General features: G+C 62.7%; 13 protein-coding genes. All 13 read right to left on the bottom strand.

All coding sequences use genetic code 11. The features are described from left to right. Nucleotides 1-364: 364 nt before the first annotated feature. The 13 genes from MESS4_RS26240 to MESS4_RS26185 all read right to left on the bottom strand — a co-directional run bounded on the left by MESS4_RS26240 (nt 365) and on the right by MESS4_RS26185 (nt 13,696). The gene (locus MESS4_RS26240; protein ID WP_006337792.1) at nt 365-1,558 is read right to left on the bottom strand and encodes an IS91 family transposase; all 1,194 of its coding nucleotides are present in this window, start codon (nt 1,556-1,558) and stop codon (nt 365-367) included. A 3-nt stretch (nt 1,559-1,561) separates the two neighbouring features. Then, complete coding sequence (locus tag MESS4_RS26235; RefSeq protein WP_006337788.1) at nt 1,562-2,470, bottom strand: tyrosine-type recombinase/integrase; 909 nt, start codon at nt 2,468-2,470, stop codon at nt 1,562-1,564. 299 nt (nt 2,471-2,769) lie between these two features. Beyond that, entirely contained in the window at nt 2,770-3,855 is a 1,086-nt protein-coding gene (locus MESS4_RS26230; protein WP_244441229.1) for an HlyD family secretion protein, read from the bottom strand. A gap of 206 nt (nt 3,856-4,061) precedes the next feature. Beyond that, a complete protein-coding gene (locus MESS4_RS26225) occupies nt 4,062-4,265 on the bottom strand; it encodes a DUF1656 domain-containing protein (RefSeq protein WP_006337785.1) in 204 nt (67 codons plus the stop codon). After that, on the bottom strand, nt 4,262-6,196 hold the full coding sequence (locus tag MESS4_RS26220; RefSeq protein WP_244441227.1) for an FUSC family protein: 1,935 nt from the start codon (nt 6,194-6,196) through the stop codon (nt 4,262-4,264). The genes MESS4_RS26225 and MESS4_RS26220 overlap by 4 nt, the downstream gene beginning before the upstream one ends. 16 nt (nt 6,197-6,212) lie before the next feature. Continuing rightward, the gene (locus MESS4_RS33805; RefSeq protein WP_157385684.1) at nt 6,213-6,359 is read right to left on the bottom strand and encodes a hypothetical protein; all 147 of its coding nucleotides are present in this window, start codon (nt 6,357-6,359) and stop codon (nt 6,213-6,215) included. Nucleotides 6,360-6,567: 208 nt separating this feature from the next. Then, entirely contained in the window at nt 6,568-7,035 is a 468-nt protein-coding gene (locus tag MESS4_RS26215) for a MaoC family dehydratase (protein WP_006337783.1), read from the bottom strand. Beyond that, the gene (locus tag MESS4_RS26210) at nt 7,028-8,710 is read right to left on the bottom strand and encodes a fatty acid--CoA ligase (protein WP_006337782.1); all 1,683 of its coding nucleotides are present in this window, start codon (nt 8,708-8,710) and stop codon (nt 7,028-7,030) included. The genes MESS4_RS26215 and MESS4_RS26210 overlap by 8 nt, the downstream gene beginning before the upstream one ends. 95 nt (nt 8,711-8,805) lie before the next feature. Then, on the bottom strand, nt 8,806-9,777 hold the full coding sequence (locus MESS4_RS26205; protein ID WP_006337781.1) for a 3-hydroxyacyl-CoA dehydrogenase NAD-binding domain-containing protein: 972 nt from the start codon (nt 9,775-9,777) through the stop codon (nt 8,806-8,808). A 22-nt stretch (nt 9,778-9,799) separates the two neighbouring features. Further along, nucleotides 9,800-10,720: a hypothetical protein gene (locus MESS4_RS26200; protein ID WP_006337780.1), complete on the bottom strand. Its 921-nt coding sequence runs from the start codon at nt 10,718-10,720 to the stop codon at nt 9,800-9,802. Between the two features lie 36 nt (nt 10,721-10,756). Beyond that, nucleotides 10,757-11,539: an enoyl-CoA hydratase gene (locus tag MESS4_RS26195; RefSeq protein ID WP_006337778.1), complete on the bottom strand. Its 783-nt coding sequence runs from the start codon at nt 11,537-11,539 to the stop codon at nt 10,757-10,759. A gap of 62 nt (nt 11,540-11,601) precedes the next feature. Continuing rightward, nucleotides 11,602-12,828: a CoA transferase gene (locus MESS4_RS26190; protein WP_006337776.1), complete on the bottom strand. Its 1,227-nt coding sequence runs from the start codon at nt 12,826-12,828 to the stop codon at nt 11,602-11,604. A 25-nt stretch (nt 12,829-12,853) separates the two neighbouring features. Continuing rightward, nucleotides 12,854-13,696: an enoyl-CoA hydratase-related protein gene (locus MESS4_RS26185; protein WP_006337774.1), complete on the bottom strand. Its 843-nt coding sequence runs from the start codon at nt 13,694-13,696 to the stop codon at nt 12,854-12,856. Nucleotides 13,697-13,732 lie beyond the last annotated feature (36 nt).

The following is a 13,732-nucleotide window of genomic DNA, read 5'->3' as shown; positions in this document are numbered from 1 at the left end:
ATGCTCCCAAGGAGCCTGAATGTCCGCTTCTGATAATCCGAGCCTCGAAGCTGCCAATCCGTTTCCGTGAAGAGTTTCGGGCGCCGGCAGGCGTACGAAAGTCCCCGAGGAAGGAACCCGCGGGCCACAGGCGATGGCTATGGGGATTTCGGATTTCGGCAGATGTCGGCGATGGCGCGACCGCCGTCGAGGAGCTCTGGGGTGAATGCGGACAGACCGCTTCGTTGCGCCTCCGCGCGGTGTTGTCGGGACGGTGGGCGGCTGGGCGCGGCTCTGTCGGAGTCGATAAGCACCATAGGCGTGCGTCGATCTGTTGCCGAAGGCTGAGTGCCTGCAGCTGAAGGCTGAACCTTTCCATGCCGGGTCATGGCGTGCTGCTCCCGGTCGACGGGGAACCGTGTGGCGGTCCGCGCGGCTGCCTCCATCGTTCGAACACCTCGATGACGATCATGCGGCCGCCACAGCAGGGGCATGGCGGGCGAAAGTTGTCCGGTTCGTCCGTGGTGTCATCGTCGGACGGTGCGGCGACGTTCAGGAGTTCACGAGCAAGCGCGAGGCTGGCCTTGCGAGCGGAACCGGCAAGCAGGCCGCAATGCCGAATGCGATGGAAGCCACGCGGCAGGACATGCAGCAGGAAGCGGCGGATGAACTCGTCGGTCGCGAGCGTCATGACCTGCTGCCGGTCGGCGCCTTCGCGACGATAGTCCTTGTAGCGGAAGGTGACGCCGCTCTCGTCGAGGCGGATGAGGCGGCTGTTCGAGACCGCCACCCGGTGGGTGGAGCGCGACAGGTAGGCGAGCACCGCTTCCGGGCCGGCGAAGGGCGCCTTGGCGTAGACCACCCAGCGCTTCTTCCGGATCGGCGACAGGTGGCGCAGGAATGCCCGCCGTTCCGCGAGATGAGCAATTGCGCCGAAGAAGGCGAGCCGGCCAGCGTCGTGCAGCGCGACCAACCGGGAGAGGAACAGCTGGCGGAACAGCTTGCCGAGCACCCGCACCGGCAGCAGGAAGGCGGGACGCGACGATATCCACCGGCTTCCGTCCGGCGAGATGCCACCGCCTGGCACGATCATGTGCACGTGCGGATGATGCGTCATCGCCGAACCCCATGTGTGGAGCACGGCGGTGATGCCGATGCGTGCGCCCAGATGCTTCGGATCGGCCGCGATCGTCAGCATCGTCTCCGATGCCGCCTTGAACAGCAGGTTGTAGACCGCCGCCTTGTTCTGGAACGCGATGGCGGCAACCTCGGTGGGGAGCGTGAATACGACGTGGAAGTATCCGACCGGCAGCAGGTCGGCCTCTCGCTCGGCGAGCCATGTCCGCGCGGCCGCGCCCTGGCACTTGGGACAATGCCGGTTGCGGCAGGAATTGTAGGCGATGCGCCACTCGCCGCAGTCCTCGCAGGCTTCGACATGCCCGCCGAGGGCCGCGGTGCGACATTGCTCGATCGCCGACATGACCTTGAGTTGCTGCAGGCTCAGATGACCTGCATAGACGGCCCGGTAGGCGGGCCCGGCGGCACGGAAGACATCGGCGACCTCGACAGAGGCGCGCACGGCTCAGCCGTCGGGCGAGATCTCTCCCGGCTTGAACAGGCCGAGCTTGTCGAGCGGGCTGGTAACCGTGCGCACCGTGCGGGTCGCGACCTTGGTATAGAAGGCGGTGTTGTCGAGCTTGGCGTGCCCGAGCAGGACCTGGATGATCCGGATGTCGGTGCCGTCTTCCAGCAGGTGGGTGGCGAAGCTGTGGCGCAGCGTGTGCGGCCCGACGCGCTTGGCGATGTCGGCCGCCTGCGCTGCCTCGACGACCACGCGATAGAGCTGCCGGGTGCTGATCGGCTTCATCGCATGCTGCCCCGGAAACAGCCAGCCCTCGCGATGCATCACCCCCTGCTGGCGTCCGACCTTCCACCACTGGCGCAGCAACCAGAGCAGGTCTTGCGACAGCATGGCGTTCCGGTATCGCCCGCCCTTGCCGCGCTCGACACGTAGCAGCATGCGCTCGCTGTCGACGTCGGCGACCTTCAGCGTCGACACCTCCGCCACGCGCAGGCCCGCGCCATAAGCGACCGAGAGCGCGGCCTGGTGCTTGAGGCAGGTGGTGGCGTTGAGCAGCCGAGCGACTTCGTCGCGGCTCAGGACCACGGGCAGCTTGCGCGGGTGCGCCAGACGAACGAGCTTGCGCGCCAGATCGGGACGATCGACCGTATGCGTGAAGAAGAAGCGCAGCGCCGACACGATGCTGTTCATCGTCGGCACGGGAACACCGTCGCCCTGCTGCTCGATCTGGAACCGGCGCAGGTCGTCGGTGGTCGCTGTGTCTGGTGAACGCCCGAGGAACGTCGCCAGGCGTCCGATGTCGCGGAGATAGTTGCGCTGCGTCTCCCGTGAGAAACGCCGCATGTTCATGTCGTCGATCAGCCGCTGACGAAGTGGACTGATAGGTGCATCAAGAACAGGATAGGGCATGGTCAGGCTCCTTGTTGAAGAAGCCCGTAATGCTCTGCCGCTGCCGAACCACCCTCAATGCGAGCGCGACGTCCGGTTCGTGATCTCTACCTCAATCGCAGGCGCCCTCCCGCGCAGCGGGTTCGTTCTCCGGCCCATTTCAGACTACTGGTCAGTGGATACACCGTGAAAGCGCGGCTTCCAACCTTGAAGGCGATCTTCTTGGAACGCACCTGGATGGCTGCTTTGCGCCTCATCTCGGCCGTCCAAACAGCATTTGCCGGTTCCCGAAATCGCACATAACCAGGCAGCCGGGAGGGTCAATCATGACGCGGTGACACCTTTATGCCGGTGGCCAGGCCGGGATTGATCTGTTCCGGCTCGGGCGTCGCCTGTGCTTCCCATTCCGGAACCGATTGCGCCAATTCACCGTCGGTGGTTACCGTTGAAATACAATTGGGCCGGGCCGGGGGGCCGTCGAGCACGTTGAACAGACTCTCACGCGCGCTGTCGAGCCAAGTAGAATGATCGGCGGCGGAGTGGTCCCGGATCGAGACGGTTGCCGTCATGCCGGAGACAAGCGGTACGCCGGGCGGCACTTCGTCTATCGCGATGCGAACCGGAACACGCTGTGCCAGCCGCACCCAGGTATAGATCGGATCCACATTCGGTAGTCCCTGGGCGCCAGTGGCTGCATTGGAAACGCTGAGGCCGCGTGTGATAGTACTGACGTGCCCGATGATCGGCGCTGAGTAGCCCATCAACTTCGCCTCGACCTGGGCGCCGGTACAGACGCGCGCCATCTTGGTCTCTTCAAAATATCCGTCGATCCAAAAACTGTCGGTATCGATTATCGAAACATTGGCGATACCCTGGCGAGCATAGTCGCCCGCGCGCAGCAACAGGTTCGTCACATATCCATTCACCGGACTGCGAACCTCGGTACGCTTCAGGTTCACTTCGGCGAGGGCGACCTGGTACTGCGCGGCTTCGAATGCGGCCTCAGCCTGGATCGCGTTGCCGGCGTAGATCTGCTGCTGTTCGGGGGTGGTGGCGAGGCTGGACAATTTCCCCTGTCGTTCGGATTGCCGCTGCTTCACCTGCAGATCCGCTGCCTGCTGCTGCAGCGCTGCCTTGCTGCTGTGCAGGGCTACATCGAAATCGAACGGGTCGAGCACGTAGAGAAGATCGCCCTTGTGCACAAACTGGTTGTCGGCAACGCGCAGTTCCTTGATCCGGCCGGTAACTTCAGGAGCCACGCTTGCCACCTGAACGCGGACTCGCCCGTCGCGAGTCCATGGAGCGGTCAAGTAGTGGTCCCAAGCGACGACGGAAACGAGCACTGCGACAAGCGCCAGCACCAGCGTGGCCAGTCGCTTCGCTACTGCTGCTAGCGCGAGCCGCATGGCGCCCCCCTGCCGGGCCAACTGGCCTTCGAGCATGAGACTTGTCTGTGTGCCCTCCTGCGGGGCAGCCGGAGCAGCGAACTTGAGGTTCGGCGCTCGTAATGTCCCATTATCCGTTTGCGGAGGCGGCAAAGCGGGAGGCTCCGGGGCCAGCGCTGCTTCCAGAACAAACTCTTCCTTGAGTTGCGCGTCCATAACAGTCTCCATCAAGCGAGAAGCACAAGGCCGCCAAGCACGGTCACATAAAGGCTGAGCTCGGCGATTGACACGTGGCTGAAGATGCTTGCGAAGCCGACGAGGTGCAGGATCGGCCGAAGCCCCAGAATGATGACGAGCGCCGCGACCGCGTAGGTGATGAATGGCGCGAAAAAGACCCCGCCGACCACAAGCTCATGAAAATCGTGCGTCATGACCTGGCTCCCTGAACATGAATTGCGGCGGCAGGCGCCTGTTCGACAATTGCGCCGGCAACGACGAGTGCTGCACGCGCCGCGGCGGCATGATCGGTCTCGGCGTGGGCACACAGACTATCGGCGGCTGCTCGCATAAGCTGCGGATCTCGCGCGGCCAAAGCTGCGCGCGCGTTTACGACCAGAGCCGCCAAGGCGCTATCCGTCAGCCGAGCAAGCCGGGCTGCACCGCAGCGGATTGCCGCGGCTTGATCGAAATACGCCAGCGCATGTTCGACGGACGTCCGGTACTCCGCCTCGTTTGGGCCGGCCGAAGCGATCTGCCCGACCCGCACGGCATCTCTGAATGCCGCCTCCTCGGGCGCGTAGCGCCGATCGGGACGATCCAGCAGCAGCCGAAGATCATGCCACGCCGACGCGAGCAGCCAGCGTCGGCGCTGACGGTTCGATACGGGAGGAATGAGATACTGAGTTGCGAGCAACACGCTCATCGCCGCACAGGTGAACAGCGAGGTGAACAGGAATGACTGCGGATTGTAGGTTTGCGGATTGCTCGGGGCGAATATAGCCGAAATGAAGATCAGGTTCACTTTTCCAAGACCCGCCCAGACCGGATTCAGCGAGGTCGCCATGAGCGCGGCTCCGATCAGGAATGGAGCTAGGCCAATCGCCAGCAGTGGAAAGTCGGAAACGCCGTTGAGGACAACGAATTCCAGGATGCCGGTCAGCCCGACCGCGATCGGCGCGCCGATAAAACCGAGCGTCGTGAAGGTCCGTGGCGCGGGCGTCGTCGCACCCAGTCCGAGTGCGACTGCAACCAGAGAAAGCGCCGAGCTCGCGCTCGGCCAGCCGGCCAATACGAAAACGAGGGAAGCTGCCGCAACGCATGCTGCCGCCCGGACTCCATTTTCTATCGCAATCCGCTGTGACCGGTAGAGCGGCGCTCGCCATGACCAGGACGGGCGCACGACGGACTTCAGCGCCACAAGATGAAGGCGAACCTCCGCATCCCGCCGCATGAGTTCGCCAAACGCCCACCGAAGCGGCGCTTGATCTGAGTCGGGCGAGTCTTGATCGCGCGATGATATTTTCGAAAGCTCTTCGGGGCTCAAATCAAACATCGAGGCCCACCGTTCGCGCAGTGCGGTATCCGATCTTGCCGGAAGGGCGGCCAAGGCGCGCGCCGCCTGCAGTTCCGCCACGAGCGCCACCATCGCGCTGCGGGCCGCGGCGCTTCTCACCGGACCGCTGCTCGATTCGGCTCCGAGGCTCGATATGTCCGAGCGGAGCGTGACGATCTCTCTGATCAGGACCGCGACCGCCATGGCATCGGTGGCCTCACGGCGAATGACCGCCCGTGCATAATTTCGCACGCGCTGGTGCAGGGCTGTCAGTTGTGCCCCAAGCTGCGGATGACGATCCGGGGCCAACAGCAGATCGTTCACGAGGGTGATCGACAGCACGCCAACCGCAATGGCAGCACCGCGCTCCGTTGCTGCTTCAAAGACACCTTGCGGGTTGTCGATCTGTTGGATGGCGATGAACGCGACGGTATATCCCGATAGCACCGCGGCGTAGGCGCGGTAGCCGTCGAGCAGGCCGCATGCATAAATGCAAAGGCCCATCCAAAGCGCGAAGGCCACCAGGAGCAGATCTCTCGTCTGCGACAGCGCGCCTACGATTGCAATCGAGGCAGCCACGCCGACGAGAGTGGCAATCAGGCGAAACCCGGCCTTCTCCAGCGCCTGCCCACGGGTCGGTTCCGCCAATATCATGACGGTGAGCATGGCTGAGGCCGGCGCCTCGAGTTGAAGCCAGAAGCTCGCCAGCAGGGCAACGACCGAGGCCATCCAGATGCGGATGGCGAAAGCCCACGACCGGAGAGGAAATCCGGCGATAGCGGAGGGCAATTGTGTCGTGGTTGCGCTCACGGCCGGGTCCATTTCCTCACTGGAGGATCACGCTTGCGGCGGAAACTAGGATCCACAATCCGAACAACGGAATGAGTATCCATCGTGCCTGGGTGACGCTGATGTCGTTCTTCGTCCTGATGATTGCAGCGACGCGTGAATTGCTAAGCCGGGGATCGCTCATGACACATCTCCTCTGTTGGATGCGTTAGAGATCGACTGACGGCGGCCGCAAATCCATTGCACGAAGGTGTCGGCAATACTTTTGGATTGGTCTGTAAAGCAGCGTCTTTCGGCTTGAGGCCGAGGCACAACAGATTGTCCCCAGGGTTGGGTGCCGTCGCTTTGGCAGGGCCAGGTCGATGATCGCCGCGGCTTGGGATCCGCAGCGCTTAGGTCACAGCCCTTCGCGGGACCACAAGCTTAGCCGTGAGGTTCTGAACAACCTCGCCACGCTGATTGATCGTCCGGCTGACGATGGTGGCGATGCCGCGATCTGGCTTTGACCGGGACGGCGTGACGTCGACGACCTCGCTCTCCACGTGCAGGATGTCGCCGGGGCGCGTCGGTGCCGGCCAGCTTATCTCACCCCCTGCTCCTATGATCCCGCCGGCCAGCGGCAGACCGCCCTCGACATTCAGCCGCATGGTGATGGCGGCGGTATGCCAGCCGCTTGCCGCCAGCCCCTTGAACAGAGTGCCCGCAGCCGCCTCCGCATCCGTATGAAACGGCTGCGGATCGAATTGCGCGGCGAAAGCCTTGATCTGCGTTTCATCGATCGTATGACTGGCGCTTACAAAGCGCTGCCCGACGTGGAGATCGTCCAGATGAAGACGGTCTGCCGGGATTCGGTCACTCATGATGCACTTCCTCCCTGTGTTCAACGATCGCCATATTGCCATACGTCGCTCTGAGTTGTTTCTTGTCGAACTTTCCGACGCTGGTCCGTGGAAGCGTATCGACAAACAGTATTTTGTCGGGAATGCCGACCTTCGAAATCGTCCCGGCATCGGCAAACGATTTCAGATGCGCCCTTATCCTTGTGTCGCTGAGTTCGCTGCCGGCATTCCTGATGACCAGAGCCAGCGGACGCTCGCCCCATTTCTCGTCCTTGATGCCGATCACCGCAGCCTCGGAGACACCTTCGCACTGCGAAATGAGGTCCTCGATTTGCAACGACGAGACCCATTCGCCACCGGACTTGATGACGTCCTTGATCCGATCGACGACACGAAGATATCCGCCGGCGTCGATGACGCCGATATCGCCGGTATGCAGATAGCCACCGGACCACAATTGCTCGGACGCTTCTGGGTCGTCGGCATAGCCCTGCGTGAGCCACGGTGCACGCACCACGATTTCGCCCGAACTTTTGCCGTCGCGTGCCACCTCATCCCGGTTCCTGTCGACCAGGCGTAGGTCGACAAGGGGTGCCGAGATGCCGGCCATGGTTCGGATATCAAGCTGTCTGTCCACATCCGCGGTGAGGTCTTCGGTTCTGACCTGTGCAAGAGAAAGCAGGGGAGCACTTTCAGACATGCCGTAGCCGGCATAGACGTCAACGCCAAGCGCGAGCGCTTGCTTGGCAAGCGCCTTCGGCAGCTCGGAGCCCCCGACCGCCATCTTCAATCCGGCAAGGTCGCAGTTTGCCGCTGTGGCGGCGCCGAGAAGCATTTGGAGGATCGTCGGCACCCCGTGCGTGACCGTGACGCCTTCGGTTTTGATCAGCTTGAGGAGCAAATGGGGATCGTACCGACCCGGATAGACTTGCTTCACTCCGCTGAGCGTCGCCGTCCATGGCAATCCCCAGGCGTGAGCATGAAACATCGGGGTCATCGGCATATAGACGTCGTCGCGGCAGAAACGGCCCTGTTTCGTGGCAGTGCCCAGGAAAGCCATTTGAGCGAGCGTGTGGAGCACCAGCTGTCGGTGGCTGAAGTAGACGCCTTTTGGCTTACCCGTCGTCCCTGACGTATAAAAGGTCGTGGCGAGAGTGTTTTCGTCAAAGTCGGGGAAGTCATAGTCGCCCGAGGCGGTGGCCAGCAGGTCCTCGTATTCGCCCACAAAGGAGAGGCCGCCCGTCTGGGGGGCCGTTCGGTCCGACATCACAATCAGCGTCTTCACCCTGGGCAGTTGCTGCCTGACACCTTCCAGGACCGGCACGAAGTCATCGTTGACGAGAAGCACCGACGAGCCCGCGTGATTGATTGTGTAGGCGATCTGCTCCGGCGACAGCCGGACATTCACGGTTTGCAGGACAGCCCCAATCATTGGGACAGCAAAATAGGCTTCCAGAAACCGATTGCTGTCCCAGTCGAGCACGCCGACAGTGTCGCCGGCTTCAACTCCTAAGCCGGCGAGGCTGGACGCGAGCCGCCCGATGCGTTCGCGCAACTGGCGATACGTGAGGCGCTTTACGTCGCGATAGACGATCTCCTGATCTGGCGCCTGCAAGAGCGGCGTATGCCATAGCTGCTTTATGAGCAGCGGATACTGATACGCGGAGTCGGTGCCTGCTATGAGCCTGCCCGTCATGGCGGCGTCCTCTATAGGTCTGAATGAAGCGACGCAATTGCAGGAGCGGCCGCGATCACCGATCGTGACCGATGCCGATACGACCTGAGGCGCGCTCAGCCTACGCCGGGCGCGCGCCGGCTGGCCCCCACAGCGTTGGTGCGCAATTCGAGCAAGCCGAGCAGCAGTTCGTCGCGTTCCGCCTCCAGCTCCGCCACTGTGCGCGATCCGACCTCGGCATGGACGCTGTCTATCAGCTTCTTCTGCACTTCCTTCGTCAGCACCGGCGCGCCGAGAGATTTCCACGAAGCGGTCATTGGGGCCGCGAATTGCTCGAAGAAGTGGTCGATGCCGCCCTGGCCACCGCCGAGATGGTTGAGCATCATGTTACCCATGATGCCCCAGCGCAGACCTGGCCCATAGGACAGAGCCGTATCGACGTCGGCCGCGCTCAGCACACCTTCGGCAACAAGGTAATAGACCTCGCGCGCCAACGCACCCTGCAGACGGTTGGCGACGTGCCCCGGCAGCTCCTTGTTGATGCGGACAGTCTTCTTGCCGATCGAGGTGTAGAATTCCTCTGCGCGCCGAATCGTCTCTTCCGAGGTTTTTGCTCCGCCGACGATCTCGACCAGCGGCATCAGGTGCGGCGGATTGAACGGATGTCCGATCACACAACGCTCGGGATGCGATGCAGCGCCCAACTGAATCTGGCTCATGGCGAGTCCCGACGAACTCGAGGCAATGATGGCGTCAGGCGGCAACAACTGGTCGAGCTGGCCGTAGAGTTTCTGCTTGAAATCGAGCCGCTCAGGCCCGTTCTCCTGCACGAGGTTGGCGCCTTTCACGGCTTCTGCCAAATCGTCGGTAAAGACGAGCCGCAGAGGCGAGGCGCCGGGAGCGAGCCCCAGCCTCTCGAGCGCCGGCCACGCGGCGTCGACGAACCGTCTCAACCCGGCTTCAGCATTGGGCGCGACGTCGGTTGCGACGACGTCGAGACCCTTGGCCAGGAATAGCGCCGTCCAGCTTGCGCCGATAACACCGGTTCCGATGACAGCGACTTGGCGAATGGTTTTGGTGTCGGACATGATCTGATCTCCTTGAGAATGGTCAGGCGTAGGCAATGCCGCTGAGATTGCCCTGGGCATAGCGAAGCGTCCGCTGCTCAGTCCCGTCGAGCCTGGCGGAATACACCGACCCGCCAAGGTCGGTGATGAACATGCGGTCGCCGGCAATATCGAGGGCGATGCCGATACCCTCCATCAGGCTGGCGAGCAGGATCTCCGGCGCGCGCCCACGGCCAGCCGGCGGCTCGATCGGCGCGCGATTGACGGTGTTGCCGAAGGGAGGATCGCCCCGATCGGTCCAATAGAGGAAGCCGTTTTCGAGATCGAGTTCGAGGTCGATCGGCTCAGGCAGGTCGTCGAACAGTACCTGGATGTCTGAACGGTTAAAGCCGTCCTCGCCTTTCGGAAAATCCAGGCCTGCCCGGAAAATTCTGCCAAGGCTCGAATTATCCGGACCCTTTTGAGTCCAGTAGAGGTGCCGCCGGATCGGGTCCACGGCAATGCCGACGCACCATCTCGTCGCGTCGTTTCGATCGTCTTCGCCCTGCCCGGTCTGAATTAGCGTCTCGACGTCGGTGCCGTCGAGGTTGGCACGCATGACCCGCATTCCCTCGCGGTCAGCCCAATAGAGCTTGCCGCTGCGCTGCTCCAGGTGAAGCTGTTTTGGCGTATGGATGACGCCGTTCGGTATGATGATCCGGCGATTGCTTCCGTCGAGATCGGCGCGCTCGATGGAGCCGTCGTTGAGTTTGGGCGTCCCCATGTTGGTCCAGTAGATATGGCCGGCTGCAGCATCGACCACGATACCGTCAGGAAGTCGGCAGCCGGTGACGATGACCTTTTGGTCGGAGCCGTCCGAATTCATCGCGTGAATGCGACCGCCACTGAGTTCGAGAACGAACAGTCGGCCCATGCGGGCCGCGCCCGACCTGGTCTTTGCCTTGGTAGCCTCTAATATGCTCATGACCTGTTCCCTTCATGTCGCGGACGGCGGCAACGCCTATTCGGCCGCCATCGCCGACGTCTTCGTGAAATTCGGTGGGCGCTTCTCAAGGAAGGCAGACAGCGCTTCCTTGGCTTCGGCTGAGCGCAGTCGCTCGCTGAACTCGCGCAGTTCGATCTCGATCGCCGCACCGACTTGGCCTTGGAATGCCCGTTTGAGCAGCCTCTTGCTGGCCCGCAATGCGCCGCCTGGTTTGGCTGCAAGCTTCCTTGCCGTCTCCATCGCTGTGGCGAACACGCGATCGTCGGGCACCACACGGGTCACAAGGCCCAGCTCCGCTGCGCGCGCGGCGCCGAAAGGATCTCCCAGCAGAAACAATTCCGCGGCCCGGATATGTCCGATACGCGCCGGCAGAGCGTAGCTCGACCCAAACTCCGGCGGCAGGGCAAGGTTGATGAAAGGCGTCTGGAACCTGGTGCTCTCGCCGGCATAGACGAAGTCGCAATGCAACAGCATGGTGGTTCCGCCACCGATCGCGACGCCACGCACGGCCGCGATCAACGGCTTGTCGAAATCGGCCAATGCGCGCATCAAATGAGCCTGCGGGGACTCTGCCGGACCTGGCGGACTTTCAAGGAAGTCCGTTATGTCGTTGCCGGCGGTGAACGAATCCCCTGCACCGTGCCAAAGCACGACATTTACGCCGTCGTCGTTGGCCGCGTCGTTGAAGATATCCGCGAGCTGCGTGTACATTGCGGAAGTCATATCGTTCTTCTTTGCCGGCCGGTTCAATTCGACCCGAAGTACGCTCTCGATATGCTCGGTTACGATCTCATCCATGAACTTCGGTGCCTTCTGATCGATACATCTTGTCGTCGACAAGTCCCTGTGCGGCGGCTGCTTCAGGCGGCGCGTTCCGGCGCTGTCGGAATGGCGCCACTTGCGCGCAGACTGCCTATCTCGTTTACGCCAAAGCCGAGATCTCGAAGGATTTCCTCGGTATGTTCACCGAGGCCGGGCGCGCGCTTGGCGGCAACCTTTGCCACGCCGTGGACCTGGATCGGACTGCTGATCGTTGACGTGAGCTTGCCGCTGGCGCCCTCGAGCGGAACGACGATGCCGTTAAGCGCAAGCTGAGGATCCTTGATCACCTCTTCGGGACCGCGCACCGCGCCGAATGTGACGTTCACGCCACTGAAAACCTCATGCCAGTGCGCCATCGTCTGCGCTCCGAAAACCTCGTCGAGGATGGCGGTGAGCTGCGGCCGGTTTTCCGCGAGTTTTGCGCGATCCGAGAACCGCGGGTCCGTAAGGAGGTCCTCGCGGCCGATGGCTTTTGCCACGGCAACGAACCTGTCGGGCGCAATGATTAGAACGAACCATGTTCCGTCGGAGGCGCGATAGACGTTGAGCGCTGCATTCGCAGGATTCTTGCGATCGTGCGGCGCGGCAAACGTCGCGCCGGCCAATGCACCCTGTATCGAAACGCTTGCTGACCAGACACCTTCCGCCAGCAGCGAGGTCGTCACATACGCGCCTTGGCCGGTGCGCTCGCGGCGGTACAGCGCCGTGACGATGGCCGAATAGAGCCCCATGGCAGTTGCGTTATCGCCGCTCCCGCCCACCGGCCAGGTCGGCGGCGAGCCGGCATCGCGCGTCATGGACAGCAGCCCGCTGCGGGCCCAATAGGAGGTGATGTCGAAGCCGGGCAGGTTCGCGTCCGGCCCGTTTTCGCCGAAACCCGTTAGGTCGGCGTAGATCAGCCTCGGATTCCATTCCACGACATCGCTGTATTCAAGCTTGAGCTTGGCGCGGGCGTGGTGCGGCGTGTTGACGACGAAGACGTCGGCCCAGGTGACGAGCTTCTGCAGCACCTGCTGCGCGCTGGGCGATTTCAGATCGAGCGCGATGCTGCGCTTGTTGCGGTTGGCGAGATGCCATTGATAGGGATCCTCTGCCAGCGGCTGCGGTGCGACCTGGTGCCCGTGTCTCCAGGGGTCGCCTGTCGGCGGCTCGACCTTGATGACGTCGGCGCCGAAGTCCGACAGGATCACGGCGGCACTGGGACCGGCGACGAAGCTTGAGAAGTCCACCACCTTCAGCCCGGAAAAGATGTTGTCGGCCGTCATTTTCGTTCTCCTGAAATCTTGCGGTTTAGTACCCGTGGAATTGGGGGGCACGTTTCTCGAGGAAGGCGGACGTGCCCTCCTTCTTGTCTTCTGTTCCGGCGCAGAGGCCGAAATAGGCGGCTTCGAGGGCCAGGCCTTCGCTCTGGCTCGTGTCCATGCCCTTATGCGTGGCTTCGAGCGCATAGCGCACGGCTATTGGTCCGTTGGCGGCGATCTGGTGGAGGATCGCTTCCGCGCGCGCCATCAGTTCGGCCGCCGGCACGATCTCGTTGACAAGGCCGATGCGATAAGCCTCCTCGGCGTCGATCAGGCCGCCGGTCAAAATGAGCTGAAGCGCGCGGCCCTTGCCGATCAGCCGCGGCAACCTTTGGGTACCGCCGCCCCCGGGAAGCAATCCCAGCTTCACTTCAGGCTGGCCGAATTTGGCCGGCGGCACGGCGATGCGGATGGTGCAGGCCATTGCCGTCTCGCAGCCGCCGCCCAGCGCAAAGCCGTTGATTGCAGCAATGACTGGCTTGCCAAGATTTTCCACCAGATCGAGCACTGCCTGTCCAAGACGGCTCGATGCCTCCGCCTCGACCGCGCTTACATGCGCCAGCTCGCTGATATCGGCGCCGGCGACAAACGCCTTGTCGCCGGAGCCGGTAAGAATGACGCCGCGCACCGCGGCATCGTCACGCGCGTCCTCGAACGCCGAGCGGAGATCCAGCCAGGTCGCCCGATTGAGCGCGTTCAGCACCTTCGGACGATTGATCGTCACATAGGCGATGGCGCCCCTCTTCTCGTAGAGGACGTTGGCGGCGTACATTTCGCTGACCGGCAAGCTCATGGCGTGCTCCAGGGTCTGTGCAACAGCGGGCGAGCTCATGGATCGTCTCCTGAGTTTCGAAGTGAATGATGGGAT

This window comes from Mesorhizobium sp. STM 4661 (assembly GCF_000359125.1).
In the GTDB taxonomy this organism is placed as follows: domain Bacteria; phylum Pseudomonadota; class Alphaproteobacteria; order Rhizobiales; family Rhizobiaceae; genus Mesorhizobium.
Note: the sequence above shows the minus strand (reverse complement) of the source record. Positions and strands in the feature narration are given on the sequence as shown.

Bases quoted from the DNA above. Each gene is read 5' to 3' on its own strand.
- MESS4_RS26235 (WP_006337788.1), bottom strand. From the start codon at position 2,470: ATGCCCTATCCTGTTCTTGATGCACCTATCAGTCCACTTCGTCAGCGG.
- MESS4_RS26230 (WP_244441229.1), bottom strand. From the start codon at position 3,855: ATGCGGCTCGCGCTAGCAGCAGTAGCGAAGCGACTGGCCACGCTGGTG.
- MESS4_RS26225 (WP_006337785.1), bottom strand. From the start codon at position 4,265: ATGACGCACGATTTTCATGAGCTTGTGGTCGGCGGGGTCTTTTTCGCG.
- MESS4_RS33805 (WP_157385684.1), bottom strand. From the start codon at position 6,359: ATGAGCGATCCCCGGCTTAGCAATTCACGCGTCGCTGCAATCATCAGG.
- MESS4_RS26215 (WP_006337783.1), bottom strand. From the start codon at position 7,035: ATGAGTGACCGAATCCCGGCAGACCGTCTTCATCTGGACGATCTCCAC.
- MESS4_RS26210 (WP_006337782.1), bottom strand. From the start codon at position 8,710: ATGACGGGCAGGCTCATAGCAGGCACCGACTCCGCGTATCAGTATCCG.
- MESS4_RS26205 (WP_006337781.1), bottom strand. From the start codon at position 9,777: ATGTCCGACACCAAAACCATTCGCCAAGTCGCTGTCATCGGAACCGGT.
- MESS4_RS26200 (WP_006337780.1), bottom strand. From the start codon at position 10,720: ATGAGCATATTAGAGGCTACCAAGGCAAAGACCAGGTCGGGCGCGGCC.
- MESS4_RS26195 (WP_006337778.1), bottom strand. From the start codon at position 11,539: ATGGATGAGATCGTAACCGAGCATATCGAGAGCGTACTTCGGGTCGAA.
- MESS4_RS26190 (WP_006337776.1), bottom strand. From the start codon at position 12,828: ATGACGGCCGACAACATCTTTTCCGGGCTGAAGGTGGTGGACTTCTCA.
- MESS4_RS26185 (WP_006337774.1), bottom strand. From the start codon at position 13,696: ATGAGCTCGCCCGCTGTTGCACAGACCCTGGAGCACGCCATGAGCTTG.